The sequence below is a fragment of the Fluviicola taffensis DSM 16823 genome (assembly GCF_000194605.1).
Classification (GTDB): Bacteria; Bacteroidota; Bacteroidia; order Flavobacteriales_D; family Crocinitomicaceae; genus Fluviicola; species Fluviicola taffensis.
Genome location: NC_015321.1, coordinates 2,228,852 through 2,244,693, shown reverse-complemented (window position 1 = coordinate 2,244,693; position 15,842 = coordinate 2,228,852). Strand labels below are relative to the sequence as shown.

Sequence of the window (15,842 nt, the reverse complement as noted above, 5' to 3'; positions counted from 1 at the left end):
TCAATCTATAGTTTGTTTTTCTTTCTTCGCTAAAAGAACTGCCCCAACCATTGCTGCCAAGAACAATACTGAAGAAACTTCAAAAGGAAGTACGTATTTTGTAAATAGAATTTGCCCCAAGTTCTCAACCAATCCTACTTTTTCAGAATTCGCATCAATCATTGGAGTTGCCAGAATTGCATCGCGCATTGCTGCAACCACTACTAGGAATAGACTTCCTCCAGCAACAGCAGCTCCGATGGTCATCATAGGAGAATGTTTTGGTTCGTTTTCCTTATTGAGGTTCAATAACATCAATACGAATAAGAAAAGGACCATGATTGCTCCTGCATAAACGATAATGTTTACAATGGCGATGAACTGAGCATTCATCAAAACGTAGTTCGCAGAGATTAAGAAGAATGTAAGTACTAAGTACAATACACTTCTCACAGGGTGTTTACTCAAAACAACCATCAAGGCTGTTCCAATAGTCAATCCACCAAGAATATAAAATATACTATCTAAACTCATTACGCAGGTCTTTTTCCGGTTAATTGTCTTTTACTAATGTCTACACGCTGATCAACTGGTTCAACCAATTTATCTTTTCCGTAGATAAAATCATTGCGTTCAAAATAAGTAGGAACGATACGATCTGTTAAGAAAATTGCTTCTTTTGGACATGCTTCTTCGCACAAACCACAAAAAATACAACGCAACATATTGATTTCATAGGTCGTTGCATATTTCTCCTCGCGGTATAAATGCTCTTCGCCTTTTTTACGTTCTTCCGAAGTCATTGTGATTGCTTCTGCTGGACAAGCCACTGCGCATAATCCGCATGCTGTGCAATTTTCTCTTCCTTCTTCGTCACGCTTTAATACGTGTTGTCCTCTATAAACAGGTGCAAACTCGCGTTTAACTTCCGGATATTTAACAGTATTATGTTTCTTGAAAACATGCTTCAAAGTAATCCACATACCTCCCAAAATTGCAGGGAAGTACATTTTCTCCATGAAGGTCATCTTCTTGTTCGAAACGACTTTTTTACGATTTGATAAACTTTCCATTCTTATAAGCTATTTCCAGTTTTAGTCTTTTCAATGGATGTATTCACACCCAAAGGCTCCTCCATTTTTGCATTACTTGCAGATTCGTTTTCCTTACTTTTAGAGAACCAACCTTCCGTATAAGCAATCACAACTCCTGTAATCAACAAGTTGATTAATGCGATAGGAATCATTTTTTTCCAACCAATGTGCATCAACTGATCGTAACGAAAACGCGGCAATGTCCAACGAATCCACATGAATACGAAGATGAAGAAGAATGTTTTTGCGAAGAAAACCAAGGTTCCAAGAATTGCTAACGTATTTCCTGAGAAGTTGTCCATTCCTGGGAAGTTGTATCCTCCGAAGAACAATGCCGAAATAACTGCACAAGAAATGAACATGTTTACATATTCTGCGAATAGGAAGAATCCTAATTTCATAGCACCGTATTCTGTGTGGTAACCACCAATCAACTCGGATTCACATTCCGCTAAATCGAACGGAGCACGGTTACATTCTGCCAAAGCCGTAATTAAGAATACGACGAAACAAATCGGTTGTTTGAACACATTCCAAGAGAACCATCCGTTATCCCAGAAACCATGTTGCTGATCAACGATTTCACGGATACTCAAAGAACCCGTCATCAAAACGATGGTAATTACGGAAACTCCCATCGCTAACTCGTAGGAGATCATTTGAGAACTTGCACGAATTGCTCCGAACAAGGCAAATTTATTATTGGAAGCCCAACCTCCGATCATGATCCCGTAAACTCCAATGGAAACTGCTCCCATAATGAAGAGAATTCCAATATTTACGTCTGCAACCTGCAAAGCAATTGATTCACCGGCGATTTTCAAATCTGGTCCCCAAGGAATTACTGCACCTGTAATGAGTGAAGTAAACATGGCAATTCCCGGCCCAATGATAAACAACCATTTATCTGCATTGGTTGGTCTGAAATCTTCTTTGAAGAACATTTTTCCACCATCTGCGAGCGGCTGAAGCAAACCAAACGGTCCTGCTCTGTCTGGCCCGATACGATCCTGCATCCAGGCTGCAACTTTTCGCTCCATCAGAGTCAAATAAGCTGCGATCCCCAATGTGATTGCGAATAACGCAACAACTATGATTAATTTTATGATCATCTTATTTTCCTGTTAGTTTTTTGGATTCGAGGCGCTCGTCAACCAAGTATTGATTTTGTGCGATCACTGAATGACGATTGATTACTCTTGGACCTTCAATATTCCATTGACTTTTATCTTTCTTATCGAAACGACATTCGTTACAAATCCAAGCTGTTTTTCCATCGATGTCTTCGATTTCACCATACTTATCTTTGCGACCAGTAACACGGTAAATTTCATCTCCGAACATCCAAACAACCGCTTTTCCAGCACACTTTGTACACTCGCAAGAAGCTTCCATTGGTTTCAAAAACCACACACGACTTTTGAATCGGAATGTTTTATCTGTCAATGCTCCTACTGGACATACATCGATGACGTTTCCGGAGAAATCGTTATCAATTGCCTGCTCGATATAAGTTGAAATTTCTGCATGATCTCCACGATGCATGATTCCATGAACGCGTTTATCAGTCAATTGATTTGCCACATAAACACAACGGTAGCACAAAATGCAACGATTCATGTGCAATTTGATTTTGTCACCGATATCAATCGGATCAAAGGTTCTGCGTTTCTCTTCGTAGCGCGTTCCTTCTTTTCCGTGTTCGAAACCAAGGTCTTGCAAATGACACTCACCAGCCTGATCACAAATCGGGCAATCCAATGGGTGATTGATCAACAAAAACTCCGTTACAGCTGCACGATTATCGTAAACGCGTTCTGATGTTTTGTTCTTCACAATCATTCCATCCATTACTGGAGTAGAACAAGATGCAACCAATTTCGGCATCGGGCGCGGATCTGCTGTAGAACCAGCGGCTACTTCAACCAAACACGTTCTACATTTACCTCCACTTCCTTGCAACTTGCTGTAATAGCACATTGCAGGAGGAACTACATCTCCACCGATCTTACGAGCAGCATTCAGGATGGTTGTTCCCGGTTCTACTTCAACTTCGATATCGTCAATGATAACTTTTACCATAATGGGATCTCTTTTATACTAAAGGCATGTGATTAGACGCAATCCCAAAGTTGCGTTTTACCGCTTCATCTGGATGAGTTACATGCCATTCAAATTCTTCTCTAAAATGACGAATTGCCGCCGCTACTGGCCATGCTGCTGCATCACCTAGTGGACAAATCGTGTTTCCTTCTATTTTCTTGTTGATCTCTGCCAACAAATCGATGTCGTGCATGTGACCTTGTCCGTTTTCCAAACGACGAAGTACTTTCTCCATCCATCCAGTTCCTTCACGACAAGGTGAACATTGTCCGCAAGATTCGTGTGCATAGAAACGTGCAAAATTCCAAGTATTTCTAACAATACATTGGTCTTCATCAAATACAATGAAACCTCCTGAACCCAACATGGAACCAGTTGCAAAACCACCTTCTGCCAAACCTTCGTATGACATTAAGCGATCCACTCCTTCCGCTGTTTTTGTAATCAGGTTTGCTGGTAAAATTGGAACGGAAGATCCACCTGGTACACAAGCCTTGATCTTTTTTCCGTTAGCGATTCCTCCACACCACTCGTCTGAGTAGATGAATTCTTCGACAGTCATTCCCAATTCAATTTCGTAAACACCCGGTTTTACCAAGTTTCCACAAGCTGAAATCAACTTTGTTCCTGTACTTTTTCCAATACCTATTTTTGCGTATTCAGCCCCTCCGTCATTTACGATTGGAACAACTGCTGCAATGGATTCTACATTGTTCACTACAGTTGGACATCCCCACAAACCTTTTACAGCCGGGAATGGTGGCTTGATACGCGGATTTCCACGTTTCCCCTCCAATGATTCAATCAATGCAGTTTCTTCACCACAGATATAAGCTCCACCACCTGGCGCAATAGCTAAATCTAAGTCGTATCCTGATCCTAAGATATTTTTTCCAAGAAAACCATTTGCGTATGCTTCGGCAATTGCTTTTTCCACAATTTCCAACACCCACATGTATTCTCCACGGATATAAATGTATGATTGATTACACCCCAAAGCGTACGAAGAAACAATCATTCCTTCTACCAAAAGATGTGGGATTTTCTCCATCAAGTAACGATCCTTGAACGTTCCAGGTTCAGACTCATCTGCGTTACACAATAAGTAACGTGGAACTCCTTCCGGTTTTGCCAAGAAAGACCATTTCATTCCTGTAGGGAATCCTGCTCCTCCTCGACCTCTCAATCCAGATGCTTGAACTTCTTCTACCACATTTTGTGGAGACATCGTTTTCAAAGCTTTTTCCACAGAACGGTAACCACCATTTTTGCGGTAGACTTCAAACGATTCGATTCCAGGAACGTCTATGTGTTCCAATAATAATTTTCTTCCCATTCCTATTTCTCTGAATGTTCTTTACGCAAGGTATCCAATAACTCATCCACTTTCGCAGGAGTTAAATGTTCGTGGTAATGTTTTCCGCATTGTAACATGGGGCCATAACCACAAGCTCCCAAACACTCTGCAGTTTTCAATGTAAACATTCCATCTGCCGATGTTTGACCAACTTTGATATCTAATTTGTTTTCAATGTGTTCGATAATCTGATCCGAACCAACTAACATACATGGTCCTGTTCTACAAACTTCCAAAACAACTTTCCCAGGTTTTTCGATATTAAACATGGTATAGAAAGTTGCTACTTCATACACTTCGATCGGTTGAATATTCAACAAACCGGCAACGTAATTCATGGTTGGAACACTTAACCAGCCTCCGAATTCTTCTTCTGCCAAGTGAAGGATACGCATCAATGCACTTTTCTGTTTTCCTTCTGGAAACATCGCAATGAAACGTTGTACTTCAACCATTTTCTCAGCACTGAATTGTGGTTCAGCCTGATCTGTACTATTATGTGTAACTGATATACTCATCTTATGCGTCCAATTCTCCTGCAATCACGTTCAAACTACTTAATGTCAATACGGCATCTGAGATGGTTTGACCAGTAATCATTTCTGGATATGCTTGATAATAAATAAAACAAGGTCTTCTAAATTGAAGTCTGTATGGCGTTCTTCCGCCGTCTGAAATCAAATGGAATCCTAGCTCTCCGTTTCCTCCTTCTACTGCGTGATAAACTTCTCCAACTGGAACTGGTGTTTCACCCATTACAATTTTGAAGTGGTAAATCAATGCTTCCATTTTCGTGTAAACATCTGCTTTTGTTGGCAAATAGAATTCTGGTACATCTGGAGAGAAGTAACTTCCTTCTGGCATGTTGTTGTATGCCTGCTCTATAATCTTCATACTCTGACGGATCTCTTCTTGACGCACACAAAAACGATCATAGGTATCACCTTGTGTTCCAACTGGAATAATGAAATCGAAATCTTCATAAGAAGAATACGGAGTCATTACACGAACATCGTAATCCACACCTGCTGCGCGCAAGTTTGGACCAGTGAATCCGTAATCCAATGCCCGTTCACCAGAAATAGGACCAGCACCAATCGTACGATCCATGAAAATGCGGTTACGCAATAATAAATCGTCGAACTCTTGGAAGTGCTTATTGAATTCTTTGAGGAATTTTTTCAATTTCACGTGGAATGTCGGAGAGAAATCGCGCTCGAACCCCCCAATACGACCGATGTTTGTAGTCAAACGTGCACCACACACTTCTTCATACAATTCATAGATCAACTCACGTTGTTGGAACATGTAGGTAAAACCCGTCAATGCTCCAGTATCCACACCAATTACGGAATTACAAACCAAGTGGTCTGCAACACGCGCCAATTCCATAATGATCACACGCATGTAATCTACTTTCTTTGGAACAGTCACTCCGATTAGTTTCTCCATCGTCATTTCCCAACCCATGTTGTTGATCGGGGAAGAACAATAGTTTAATCGGTCTGTAATTGGAGTAATTTGATTGTATGGTCTTCTTTCAGCCAGCTTTTCAAAAGCACGGTGAATGTAACCTACTGTCTGAACCGAACCCAAGATTTTCTCTCCATCGACCGTTAACACGTTTTGGAAAATACCATGTGTTGCAGGGTGAGTTGGCCCGAGGTTTAATGTTGCTATTTGTCCGTCGATGGTTTCATCGGCAAACAAGCTTTTATTTTTATTGGAAGTATCGCTCATAAATCTTTCGTCTTACCTACCGAAGTAGCGATCATCTTTATCTTCTCTTGTTGCATCTTCCAAATGGTACTCTTTTCTCATCGGGAAATAATCCATTGAATCTTCGTTCAAGATTCTTGTCAGGTTTGGATGTCCTTCGAAGATCACTCCGAAGAAATCGTATGTTTCACGTTCTTGCCAATCTGCACCAATGTAAATATCACGAATGGATTTAATCGTCGGATTTTCAATTGGAAGAAAAGCTCGAATACGTAAACGAACATTGTGACTTAATGAATGAATATGATAATTCACACACAATTCACGGTCTTTATCATTGGGAAAATTCACTGCTCCAATTAGAGTCAAAAAAGACATTTTCAACACATCATCTGCTTTCAACCAAGCAATTAAATCATGCGCTTTCTCAGCTTGAATTTCAATCGTCAATAATCCGTAAGGCTCTTCATGATTACGAATAGCATCACCGAATTTTTCTTGTAGACGAGCTAAAACGGTTTCGTTTGTTAAATTACTCATCGTTCAAATCGTATTTCTTCAACAAATGTTTGTATTCGTCTGAATAACGGCGACGTAGTGATTCGCTTTTCACCAACCGGTGAATATTCATACATCCTTCGATGATTTGCTCCGGTCTTGGCGGACATCCTGGAACGTAAACGTCCACAGGAATTACACGGTCAATTCCCTGCAAAACGGAGTATGTATCAAAAATCCCCCCTGAAGAAGCACATGCACCAACAGACAAAACCCATTTCGGTTCAGCCATTTGTTCATACACTTGTTTCAAGATTGGAGCTAATTTCTTGGAGATTGTGCCAGCAACGATTAATAAATCTGCCTGACGTGGAGAAAACGACATACGTTCCATTCCGAAACGTGCAACGTCGTAGTTACTTCCCATTGTACCCATGTATTCGATACCACAACACGAAGTAGCAAAAGGCAAAGGCCAAACGGAATTTGCACGAGCAGCTCCAATCACTTTATCAAGTAATGTCAATTGGAAGCCTTCTCCATTAATGGTTTCTACACCATTTATAATTTCTACTTTTCCCATTCTAAAGCACCTTTTTTAAGTACGTAGAAAAATCCTGTTAGGAAGAATGCCACGAAAATGATTACTGCAACCAGTCCATCCATTTGCAAAAACTTAAAGTTTACTGCGTACGGGTAGAAGAAAATAACTTCTACATCGAACAATACGAACAAAATTGCTGTTAACAAATAACGAATGGAGATGGGGAAACGAGCGTTTCCAACCTCTTCAATACCACATTCCCAGTTGGCATCTTTCTTTTTACCTTTTAGTCTAGGGCCCAACATGGGAGCTACCACTAAAACAAGTATAACAAAACCCAAAGCAACACCTGCTTGGAGTAATATCGGTAAGTAATCTTCTGAAGAAGACATAATCTCTAGTTTTTTAAGACATGCGAATTTAATACATTTTAACAACAACAAAAGGCGAAAAAACCTATTTAGATTTAATCTAAATTACAGGTGAAATAGGTTTGAAACCCAGTAAAAATGTTGGTCGAAGAAAAGTATTTGTATAGCGATGATAAAGGTTGATTGGTGAGGTTGTTTTTAATCTGGTTTTAAGAAAACCATTAAATCAGGGTGGTAATTTTACCTGATATTTTAGTTTTTAGATTAAAATTTAATGAAATAAGCTAATAGAATCCCTAGTGGAAAGTCACAAATCTTCTGAAGCAGAAGCATCTCCACGAAGTGCACGATACCGTTTTCTTGCTTCAACAGTCAATAAACTTCCTTTACATTCGAAAAGGATTTTCTTGTAATATTCGGTTGCTTTCTCTTTGTCTTGAAGGTTGTTCTCGTAGATTTCAGCGATTGTAAAAATGGCATCATCTGATAAAATATCATCCATGTGAAACATTACAATTTTGTTAAGATAATCCAACGCTTCTTGCCATTTACCTTGATATTGCATGGCTTGTGCTTTGCGGAAAAGGATTTCATCGGCTAAACCGTGTGCAGGGAAAGCTGCGTTTATCGAATCGTAGAGTTTGAATGCGCGATCGAATTGATGTTGCTCCAATAATAAATCTGCTTGTGCAAATTGATACATGGCTGTATAATTGCTATCTAAGCCCAAATTATCAGTAATCAAAACAGATAGCTTCATCGCATCATTCGCAATTAGTTTACTCGTTGATTCCTTCAAGATGTCTAGTTGTGATTGTGCAAACTTGAAATCGCCATCGTAGTAGAAAATACGCGCATTCTTGAATTTTGCTTCCGAGCCAATTGCTTCAAACTTAAACTCTTTATCGATTTGCATGTAGTACAAGGAAGCTTGCCAAATATCATCCTGAAGAACCAATACATCTGCTAAAGCCATTTTCACCTGAGACTTCTCAAAATCAGACAATCCAGGAACGGCCAAACAACTATCTAACAAATCTACAGCACCTTTGGCATCATTTCCGTAATAGGCTTTTATTTCAGCCAATTCTTTAGCTGTATAAACCGCATTTCTACTCCACCCAAGTAATTTCAGTCCTTTTCTATACTCTTTTTCAGCGTCGACAATATCTTGAGCTTGAAACTTTTTTTCGATAGTGATTTCACGGTAACGAATATTAAGTAATGCGCTGTAGGCTGAATAATAATTTGGATTCTGAGCTCCTTGATCAATTACGTAATTGTAAGCCAAACGCGCCGTAGCGTAATCGCTGTTTTCGACACACGTTTCTGCTAAATCCAAAACACGGTTTCCATTTCCTTTTTCTCTTCGATCTAATGCCTGTGTTTGCGTTAGAGCCGATTTGAATTCTTTCTTTTGAATGAACAACCAAATAAGCATCTCAGAATATACAAAATCGTTTGGTTTTTTCTGAATCCGCACCAATAGCTTCTCTTTCAATTTTTGATAAACACCTGTTTTATCTTCAGAAAAGTCAATCTGTTTCGTTAAGGCATTTTGAATATTGCTTGTGTAATTTGGATACTGATCCAAAATATCGAAATACTCATCAATCATTTCATCAGTTCTTCCCAAAAGTGAATAGACTTCAGCAAATTGAATTTGTAGGGGATAATTTTTCTTCAGTGATTTTCTTCCTGCCTCCAAAGTTTTCAAGCCCCAATCAACTTTCCCTTTTTTGATAAAGGAATTATACAATTCGATGACTTCGTAGCCATTTTGAGTAGTGTTTTTTATCTTCTCATTATACAACTTTTCAGTTTGGGAAGTGCGTTCAGTTCGCTCGTATAAATCTCCAAGAGCAATCGTATAATCAAAATCATTGGAATTGGACGAAACCAATTTTTTCAAAAATTTTTCTGCATCTTTTGCTTGATTCGTTTTTTCCAAACAATCCACATAGCGCAACTGATCAAACTTTGTACTTTGTTTGGTCAGAATTTTCTCAAAATAAGGAAGTGCCTTTTCAAACTCGCCATTGTTGTAATACAAATTCGCCAATTGCTGATCCGTACTCGTTTGAGCTGAAATGACAAAGGAGAAAAGAATGCAACAAAAAATTAATGCGTGTTTCATGATTTATTTAGTGTACGACTTTAAAACGCTCAAATGTAGGTTTAAATTGCTCGTAAGATTGTTTAAAATCTATAAATTGTTTCTCTAAGATCAAACTATGTTTGCGAATTACCTCCACTTCTTTTCGTTCCAATTGGACATTCTCAAAATAAGCAGACCGATCTCCTGCATCATTTTCAATGTCTGCTTGTAATTTCTGGAGTCGTTTACGCTGCTCTTGCTGCGCTATTCTGAGCTGACGGATTTCTGTTGTGAAAAAGTCGGTAGCTCGATAGCTTTGAATAAATCCATCTATTTCATGAGCAGTTTCGATATCTAGCGTGTCATTTCCGAGTTCAATATTGAAATTCAAAAGCATCATTTTAGACTTTCCGCGTAATTTTAAGAGTTGATTGGTATCTAATTCTTGGAGTAATTTCTGAACAGAATCATTCGTAGCTACTGAGAATAGTAGATCCTCTTCAAACTTTCCCAATTTGCTTTCGCAAGAGGAAAAGAATGTAAGCAGTACCAGAAGGGATGTAATTCTGAGCATGAGACTAAATTACATAAAATGATTTTATTTCACCGCAAAGAATGGAAGAGCGCAAAGAATTGTCTTAAACTTTGAGTCCTCAGCTCCTTTGCGGTTTAAGGAGAGAGCAAACGTCCGGAAAACAAAAAATCCTTTCCACCTAAGCGAAAAGGATTTCATTATTTGTGAGTTTATCTTAATCGATTCTTGTAAATCCGGTATACTTATGCAATACCTCCGGAATTTCAATTCCATCCAGTGTTTGATAATTTTCCATAATAGAAGCCATAATTCGTGGCAAAGCCAAAGCTGAACCATTTAATGTATGCGCCAAATGATTTTTCTTATCACTTCCTTTGAAACGCAATTTCAAGCGATTTGCTTGAAATGTGTCAAAACGAGAGCAAGAACTCACTTCCAACCATTTTTCTTGTGCAGCAGAAAACACTTCAAAATCATACGTCATTGCAGATGCAAAGCCCGTATCTCCACCACACAAGCGCAAAATACGATAATGCAAGCCTAATTTCTCCAATAATCCTTTCACATGATTCACCATTTCTGTTAACGCACGATCTGTATTTTTTGGATGCTCAATTCGAACTATTTCCACCTTATCAAATTGATGCAATCGATTCAATCCACGAACATGTGCTCCATAACTTCCTGCTTCACGTCGGAAACAAGGAGTATAACTCGTCATTTTAATAGAGAAATTCTCATCAGGAAGCACTACATCGCGGTACACATTTGTTAATGGAACTTCTGATGTTGGGATCATATACAATTCATCAACAGGCATGTAATACATCTGACCTTCTTTATCTGGAAGTTGACCTGTACCATAAGCACTTGCTTCATTCACAACGTGAGGAACGATGAATTCTTCGTAACCTGCTTTCTCTGCTTCGTCCAAGAAAAACTGAATCAATGCGCGTTGCAATTTTGCACCTTTCCCTCTGTAAACAGGGAAACCTGCACCTGTAATTTTAACTCCTAATTCGAAATCAATCAAATCAAACTTCTTAGTTAATTCCCAATGAGGAACTGCCTTGTTGTGCAATACTGCTGGCTCGCCAACTACTTCAATTGTTTCGTTATCTTCTTCATTTTTTCCAGCAACAACCAAAGTGTTCGGAACGTTTGGAATTTGATAAAGTAACTGCGTGATGTCATTTTCAAGCGTATCTACCTGTGTTTTCAACTGCTGCTCATCTTGCTTTAAATCTGCAGTTTTTGCTTTTGCCGCTTCAGCTTCTGCAGTTTTACCAGTTTTAAAGAATTCACCTATTTCCTTTGCTATCTTATTCAATTCAGAAGCAATAGATTCCATGGACGTTTTCGCAGCGCGCCATTGTTGATCTTTTTCAATAATTGCATCAATTGTTTCCGTAACATCGATGTTGCGCTTTTTCAAAGCAGTGATAATTTCATCACGTTCAGCGCGGATTTTGGTCATTTCTAACATAAACAAGTTGAATTTATGGCCCCAATAGTTATCGGGATGGTAAATTAAAACGTAAAAAGGCGAATTCCGAAACTATCGGAATTCGCCTTTATCAAAAATGTATTTTATTCGATTAAGCTTCCGTAGTTTCAAATGGAACTACCGATACAAACGAACGATTATCTCTTTTCTTACGGAACTCAACTGTTCCGTCAGTCATTGCGTATAATGTGTGGTCTTTTCCAATTCCAACATTAACTCCTGGGTGGTGCGCAGTTCCGCGTTGACGAACGATAATGTTCCCAGCGATTGCAGCTTGTCCACCAAAAATTTTCACTCCTAGACGTTTGCTATGTGATTCGCGACCGTTTTTGGAACTACCGACTCCTTTTTTATGTGCCATCTTTTCTAATTTTTTATCCGTTCATCAGCTGATGAACTGAATGAATTACCCTTTAATACCTGTAATTGTAATTTGTGTAAAAGATTGACGGTGTCCGTTTCTTTTCACATATCCTTTTCTGCGTTTTTTGCGGAAAATGATAACCGTATCACCTTTAACGTGATCATTTACTTGAGCAGTAACCAAGGCTCCTGCTATAGCTGGGGCGCCAATACTAACTTTCCCACCATTGTCTACCAATAAAACACGATCAAATTCGATTTTTGATCCTGCCTCAGCGTCTAAACGGTGTACAAAGATTTTTTGGTCTTTTTGCACTTTAAATTGCTGCCCTGCTATTTCTACAATTGCGTACATAACAGTATTTTTTAAATTTTAATTTGGAGGGCAAAGATAATAAAGTTTTTCAACAATCCACTGTGTAAGAGAAAAATATTAGTGAAAACTGCTCTGACAACTCAATTATTCCTTTAACTTATTTCAATATCAAAGGTACTGAATGAATGCCTTGGATTCCATTTACCCTCACAAAATAATACCCGGAATCTAATTCTTTCAAAGGAATTTGATTGGAATTAGATTCTCCAACATCGCTCGTTTCGTAGACAACCCTTCCTTGCGCATCTACCAATTCAATTGCATTTGGAGACAATTGTTCATTCCATTTTACCGTTGCAAATCCTGCTTTTTCAACTGGATTTGGATAAACCTCCAGCATGTTTTCAGAGCCCACTTCGTGTAGTCCCAATTCATTTAATTTGCCAATTCGAATGTTATCCAAAAAGAAATTATTTCCTCCTTTCGATTCAAAACGAAATTTCAATTGAGTGTGATTTGTGAAGTTGGCAGCATTATTAATGATTGCTGTATCACTAGCCCACTCACTCAATGAAGCAGGAGTAAATGGTAAAGTCCATAACTGATTAACGGATTTCAGAGAGTTTAAACCCGAATACGTTTTTTTGACCTGCCATGTAACACCACAATCATTTGAGAGGAAAATCTGAAGCAAATCCGCATTATTTACTGTTCGTTGTGCAAAAGCCCAATCAAAAGCAACAGCTAAACTGGTAAATCCAGATAGATCCATTGGATCAGAGAAGAACTCATACCCCATGTTTGAACCTCCGTCAAAATTATTGATCTTAGCACATTGATTACTTTGGAAGCCTGTGTTAGTTATTTCCCAATTGCTTGCCTGACCGACATCTATCACATTCCACTTATCTGAAAATGTCGTTAAATCATCTTCAAATCCTTCAGTTATTCCGTGAGCAAAACCTTGGGCTGGAATTACTTTTATATAATCAGTGAATACACGTTCTAAGGTGTCTACTCCATTGCTAACTTTCAAAACAACATCAAAGCTACCAACTTGATTAAATAGGACAAATGCTGTATCATTGGAAGAAGAACCAGCCACAGTTCCAGATTCAAAACTCCAAATTCGGCTTGTTACTCCATGAGACGAAACGTCATTAAACAAAACTGTTTCTCCCTGACAAACTATTTGTTTACTTGATTCGAATTTCACCTCACACAATTGATTCACTAAATCATTAGTTCCTGTTGCGGCCAGATTTGTAGTCGACCACAAATTATTTCTTTGAGCTACGGGGGAATTCAATGCTGCGTGCATACGTACCTTTTGTCCTTCTGTAAACATCAATGCACAATACGCATAATCCATGTAATTCTGAACATTATCTAAGGTACTACAGGAATTTGCATTTAAGTTGCAGGAAGACCAACCAATTGTATTCGGTGTGTCCATCACCTCATCATCATAAGCGCAGTTACCTGCACTTCCAACAGGTAAGTAATAAAAATTAGGAACGTTATTTCCGCCCCAAATGTGGTATAGATTCAAGTAATGGCCTATTTCATGAGAAAGAACCGTTCTTCTGAAATAATCCGAGGTGCCAATAGTTCCTACATAATCATGACGCATAACAATTCCATCCCATTGAGGAATTGTATCTGCAGCTGCAGGCATCAATGCATGCCCAGCTAAGCCAGCAGCATCGAGACACACATAAATATTCAGGTATTTTTCAGGAGGCCAATGAATCAAACTTTTCACTTGATGATCGCCAGGATAAGTCAAAGAAGAAACTGTTCGGGTAATTCCGGAAGTGCAATTTCCATCAGGGTCAATTTGTGCCAAGCGAATTTCGATTTGAGCATCAGCAGCAATCGATTGAAAAGCAGCAACGATTTGATTTGTATCTGGATTCAATTTTCGGTATTGCAAATTTACTTGCTTGACGGCATCAAAAATTTGTGAATCATCGATGTTTTCAGTCCCATTGTTGTGAATGATATGAAATACCACTGGAATAATGTAAGTGGCTCCAGATTTTGTGGGATTTTCCTGAAATTGTTTGGTAAACGATTCCAATTTTTTCTTGGACCGTAAAAAAGCTTGTTGGTATTCAGGATGTTCCTGAAACAATTTGCTTTCCATTTCATCACTTCCACAATGAAGCAAGGATTGTGCAAAACCACTAGACAATGTGAGTGATGCAACGAACAAAAGAATTCCTTTCATAGTATTTAACGAGTAGTAAGTTTGCTAAAGATAAGAAAAAGCTACGCTTTTGAAAACTGAGTAACTAGGGAGAAATTAGTATTTTAAAATACTCTAGGAAACACCTGATTTTCTAACTAAACTTACAGAAATTCATCATTTTTAGTGATTGTGCTTCACTTATAAACAAAAAAACCGATCTGCCAAAGACAAATCGGTTTTCACGCAAAAGTTATATTCTAGGATTTCAATTACATTTTTTTAGGTAGTACAACCGCATCAATTACATGCGTGACACCATTTGATGAAACAACATCTGCAATCGTGATTTGAGCACCATTCACATACCATTTCCCATCCTTTTCTGTTACCATTAAGTTTTCACCTTGAACGGTTTTCAATGTTTGACCTGCTTTCAAGTCACCTGCTTTTAAAGATCCAGCAACAACATGGTACGTTAATACCGAAGTTAATTTCCCTTTGTTTTCAGCTTTTAATAAGCTTTCAACTGTCCCTTTTGGCAATTTGTTGAATGCTTCATTTGTTGGTGCAAACACTGTAAACGGACCTTCTCCTTTTAATGTTTCAACTAACCCAGCAGCTTTTACTGCCGCAACTAGCGTCGTGTGATCTGCAGAACCAGCAGCATTGTCAACGATGTCTTTCGAAGGAACCATTTTCGCTCCACCAACTAAGACAAAAGATTCTTCTTCAGCAGGCTCTTCGGCAGGCATTTCAGCAGATTCTTCCGTTTTGGTTTCTTCGTTCATTTTTTCTTCGCTTCCTCCACAACTTGATACTCCAAATGCTGTCATTGAAGCAGCAATTGTAATCGATAAAATTGACTTTTTCATACTTGTTCTTTTAAGGTTATGATTTACATACGAAACAAGTGATTTTTTGGATTTTTGAGGCACAAAAAAACCCAGACAAAATGTCTAGGTTTTTACTAATATAGTTTAGCGCTAATTACTTAGCTTCTGAATCATCTTCTTTTTCAAACACACGTTTTGGGCGCATTTGTTGACTGATTCCCAAAGAAATCCAAAAAGGAAGAACAAATCCCATTAAGAATAATAACATCCAAAATGCCATACCTCCAATTAAAAGAAACAATACTATTCCGAAAACGCTCATGATGTACTA

General features: G+C 38.6%; 18 protein-coding genes. All 18 read right to left on the bottom strand.

Features of this window, described 5'->3' with window-relative positions:
• Entirely contained in the window at positions 1-513 is a 513-nt protein-coding gene (locus FLUTA_RS09830; RefSeq protein WP_013686723.1) for an NADH-quinone oxidoreductase subunit J family protein, read from the bottom strand.
• On the bottom strand, positions 513-1,052 hold the full coding sequence (locus FLUTA_RS09825; protein ID WP_013686722.1) for a NuoI/complex I 23 kDa subunit family protein: 540 nt from the start codon (positions 1,050-1,052) through the stop codon (positions 513-515). The genes FLUTA_RS09830 and FLUTA_RS09825 overlap by 1 nt, the downstream gene beginning before the upstream one ends.
• 2 nt (positions 1,053-1,054) lie before the next feature.
• Positions 1,055-2,185: an NADH-quinone oxidoreductase subunit NuoH gene (gene nuoH / locus FLUTA_RS09820; protein WP_013686721.1), complete on the bottom strand. Its 1,131-nt coding sequence runs from the start codon at positions 2,183-2,185 to the stop codon at positions 1,055-1,057.
• 1 nt (position 2,186) lies between these two features.
• Positions 2,187-3,155, bottom strand: coding sequence for an NADH-quinone oxidoreductase subunit G (locus tag FLUTA_RS09815; protein WP_013686720.1), 969 nt, complete (start codon positions 3,153-3,155; stop codon positions 2,187-2,189).
• A gap of 13 nt (positions 3,156-3,168) precedes the next feature.
• On the bottom strand, positions 3,169-4,512 hold the full coding sequence (gene nuoF, locus FLUTA_RS09810; RefSeq protein WP_013686719.1) for an NADH-quinone oxidoreductase subunit NuoF: 1,344 nt from the start codon (positions 4,510-4,512) through the stop codon (positions 3,169-3,171).
• Positions 4,513-4,514: 2 nt separating this feature from the next.
• Positions 4,515-4,988, bottom strand: coding sequence for an NADH-quinone oxidoreductase subunit NuoE family protein (locus FLUTA_RS09805; protein WP_043024226.1), 474 nt, complete (start codon positions 4,986-4,988; stop codon positions 4,515-4,517).
• A gap of 64 nt (positions 4,989-5,052) precedes the next feature.
• Positions 5,053-6,273, bottom strand: coding sequence for an NADH-quinone oxidoreductase subunit D (locus tag FLUTA_RS09800; RefSeq protein WP_013686717.1), 1,221 nt, complete (start codon positions 6,271-6,273; stop codon positions 5,053-5,055).
• 12 nt (positions 6,274-6,285) lie between these two features.
• Entirely contained in the window at positions 6,286-6,792 is a 507-nt protein-coding gene (locus tag FLUTA_RS09795; protein WP_013686716.1) for an NADH-quinone oxidoreductase subunit C, read from the bottom strand.
• Entirely contained in the window at positions 6,785-7,333 is a 549-nt protein-coding gene (locus FLUTA_RS09790) for an NADH-quinone oxidoreductase subunit B (protein ID WP_013686715.1), read from the bottom strand. The genes FLUTA_RS09795 and FLUTA_RS09790 overlap by 8 nt, the downstream gene beginning before the upstream one ends.
• Complete coding sequence (locus FLUTA_RS09785) at positions 7,321-7,686, bottom strand: NADH-quinone oxidoreductase subunit A (protein ID WP_013686714.1); 366 nt, start codon at positions 7,684-7,686, stop codon at positions 7,321-7,323. Before FLUTA_RS09785 ends, FLUTA_RS09790 begins: the two co-directional genes overlap by 13 nt.
• 286 nt (positions 7,687-7,972) lie before the next feature.
• Positions 7,973-9,802, bottom strand: coding sequence for a tetratricopeptide repeat protein (locus tag FLUTA_RS09780; RefSeq protein ID WP_013686713.1), 1,830 nt, complete (start codon positions 9,800-9,802; stop codon positions 7,973-7,975).
• Positions 9,803-9,809: 7 nt separating this feature from the next.
• Complete coding sequence (locus FLUTA_RS09775) at positions 9,810-10,337, bottom strand: hypothetical protein (protein ID WP_013686712.1); 528 nt, start codon at positions 10,335-10,337, stop codon at positions 9,810-9,812.
• Between the two features lie 175 nt (positions 10,338-10,512).
• Positions 10,513-11,784 (bottom strand): serine--tRNA ligase, encoded by a 1,272-nt coding sequence (serS, locus tag FLUTA_RS09770; protein WP_013686711.1) that lies wholly within the window; start codon positions 11,782-11,784, stop codon positions 10,513-10,515.
• A gap of 112 nt (positions 11,785-11,896) precedes the next feature.
• Positions 11,897-12,166: a 50S ribosomal protein L27 gene (rpmA, locus tag FLUTA_RS09765; protein WP_013686710.1), complete on the bottom strand. Its 270-nt coding sequence runs from the start codon at positions 12,164-12,166 to the stop codon at positions 11,897-11,899.
• 45 nt (positions 12,167-12,211) lie between these two features.
• Entirely contained in the window at positions 12,212-12,523 is a 312-nt protein-coding gene (rplU, locus tag FLUTA_RS09760) for a 50S ribosomal protein L21 (protein WP_013686709.1), read from the bottom strand.
• Between the two features lie 118 nt (positions 12,524-12,641).
• Entirely contained in the window at positions 12,642-14,717 is a 2,076-nt protein-coding gene (locus tag FLUTA_RS09755) for a M43 family zinc metalloprotease (RefSeq protein WP_013686708.1), read from the bottom strand.
• A 230-nt stretch (positions 14,718-14,947) separates the two neighbouring features.
• Positions 14,948-15,550 carry a fasciclin domain-containing protein gene (locus FLUTA_RS09750; RefSeq protein ID WP_013686707.1) on the bottom strand — a complete coding sequence of 201 codons (603 nt, stop codon included), beginning with the start codon at positions 15,548-15,550 and terminating at the stop codon, positions 14,948-14,950.
• A gap of 115 nt (positions 15,551-15,665) precedes the next feature.
• Positions 15,666-15,833: a hypothetical protein gene (locus tag FLUTA_RS21590; RefSeq protein ID WP_013686706.1), complete on the bottom strand. Its 168-nt coding sequence runs from the start codon at positions 15,831-15,833 to the stop codon at positions 15,666-15,668.
• Between the last annotated feature and the right edge of the window lie 9 nt (positions 15,834-15,842).

What these genes read in the sequence shown, in the direction of transcription:
- FLUTA_RS09815 (WP_013686720.1), bottom strand. Translation starts at nt 3,155, where the DNA reads ATGGTAAAAGTTATCATTGACGATATCGAAGTTGAAGTAGAACCGGGA.
- FLUTA_RS09755 (WP_013686708.1), bottom strand. Translation starts at nt 14,717, where the DNA reads ATGAAAGGAATTCTTTTGTTCGTTGCATCACTCACATTGTCTAGTGGT.
- FLUTA_RS09790 (WP_013686715.1), bottom strand. Translation starts at nt 7,333, where the DNA reads ATGGGAAAAGTAGAAATTATAAATGGTGTAGAAACCATTAATGGAGAA.
- FLUTA_RS21590 (WP_013686706.1), bottom strand. Translation starts at nt 15,833, where the DNA reads ATGAGCGTTTTCGGAATAGTATTGTTTCTTTTAATTGGAGGTATGGCA.
- rplU (WP_013686709.1), bottom strand. Translation starts at nt 12,523, where the DNA reads ATGTACGCAATTGTAGAAATAGCAGGGCAGCAATTTAAAGTGCAAAAA.
- FLUTA_RS09780 (WP_013686713.1), bottom strand. Translation starts at nt 9,802, where the DNA reads ATGAAACACGCATTAATTTTTTGTTGCATTCTTTTCTCCTTTGTCATT.
- rpmA (WP_013686710.1), bottom strand. Translation starts at nt 12,166, where the DNA reads ATGGCACATAAAAAAGGAGTCGGTAGTTCCAAAAACGGTCGCGAATCA.
- FLUTA_RS09830 (WP_013686723.1), bottom strand. Translation starts at nt 513, where the DNA reads ATGAGTTTAGATAGTATATTTTATATTCTTGGTGGATTGACTATTGGA.
- FLUTA_RS09825 (WP_013686722.1), bottom strand. Translation starts at nt 1,052, where the DNA reads ATGGAAAGTTTATCAAATCGTAAAAAAGTCGTTTCGAACAAGAAGATG.
- serS (WP_013686711.1), bottom strand. Translation starts at nt 11,784, where the DNA reads ATGTTAGAAATGACCAAAATCCGCGCTGAACGTGATGAAATTATCACT.
- FLUTA_RS09775 (WP_013686712.1), bottom strand. Translation starts at nt 10,337, where the DNA reads ATGCTCAGAATTACATCCCTTCTGGTACTGCTTACATTCTTTTCCTCT.
- nuoH (WP_013686721.1), bottom strand. Translation starts at nt 2,185, where the DNA reads ATGATCATAAAATTAATCATAGTTGTTGCGTTATTCGCAATCACATTG.
- FLUTA_RS09800 (WP_013686717.1), bottom strand. Translation starts at nt 6,273, where the DNA reads ATGAGCGATACTTCCAATAAAAATAAAAGCTTGTTTGCCGATGAAACC.
- FLUTA_RS09750 (WP_013686707.1), bottom strand. Translation starts at nt 15,550, where the DNA reads ATGAAAAAGTCAATTTTATCGATTACAATTGCTGCTTCAATGACAGCA.
- FLUTA_RS09785 (WP_013686714.1), bottom strand. Translation starts at nt 7,686, where the DNA reads ATGTCTTCTTCAGAAGATTACTTACCGATATTACTCCAAGCAGGTGTT.
- FLUTA_RS09805 (WP_043024226.1), bottom strand. Translation starts at nt 4,988, where the DNA reads ATGGTTGAAGTACAACGTTTCATTGCGATGTTTCCAGAAGGAAAACAG.
- nuoF (WP_013686719.1), bottom strand. Translation starts at nt 4,512, where the DNA reads ATGGGAAGAAAATTATTATTGGAACACATAGACGTTCCTGGAATCGAA.
- FLUTA_RS09795 (WP_013686716.1), bottom strand. Translation starts at nt 6,792, where the DNA reads ATGAGTAATTTAACAAACGAAACCGTTTTAGCTCGTCTACAAGAAAAA.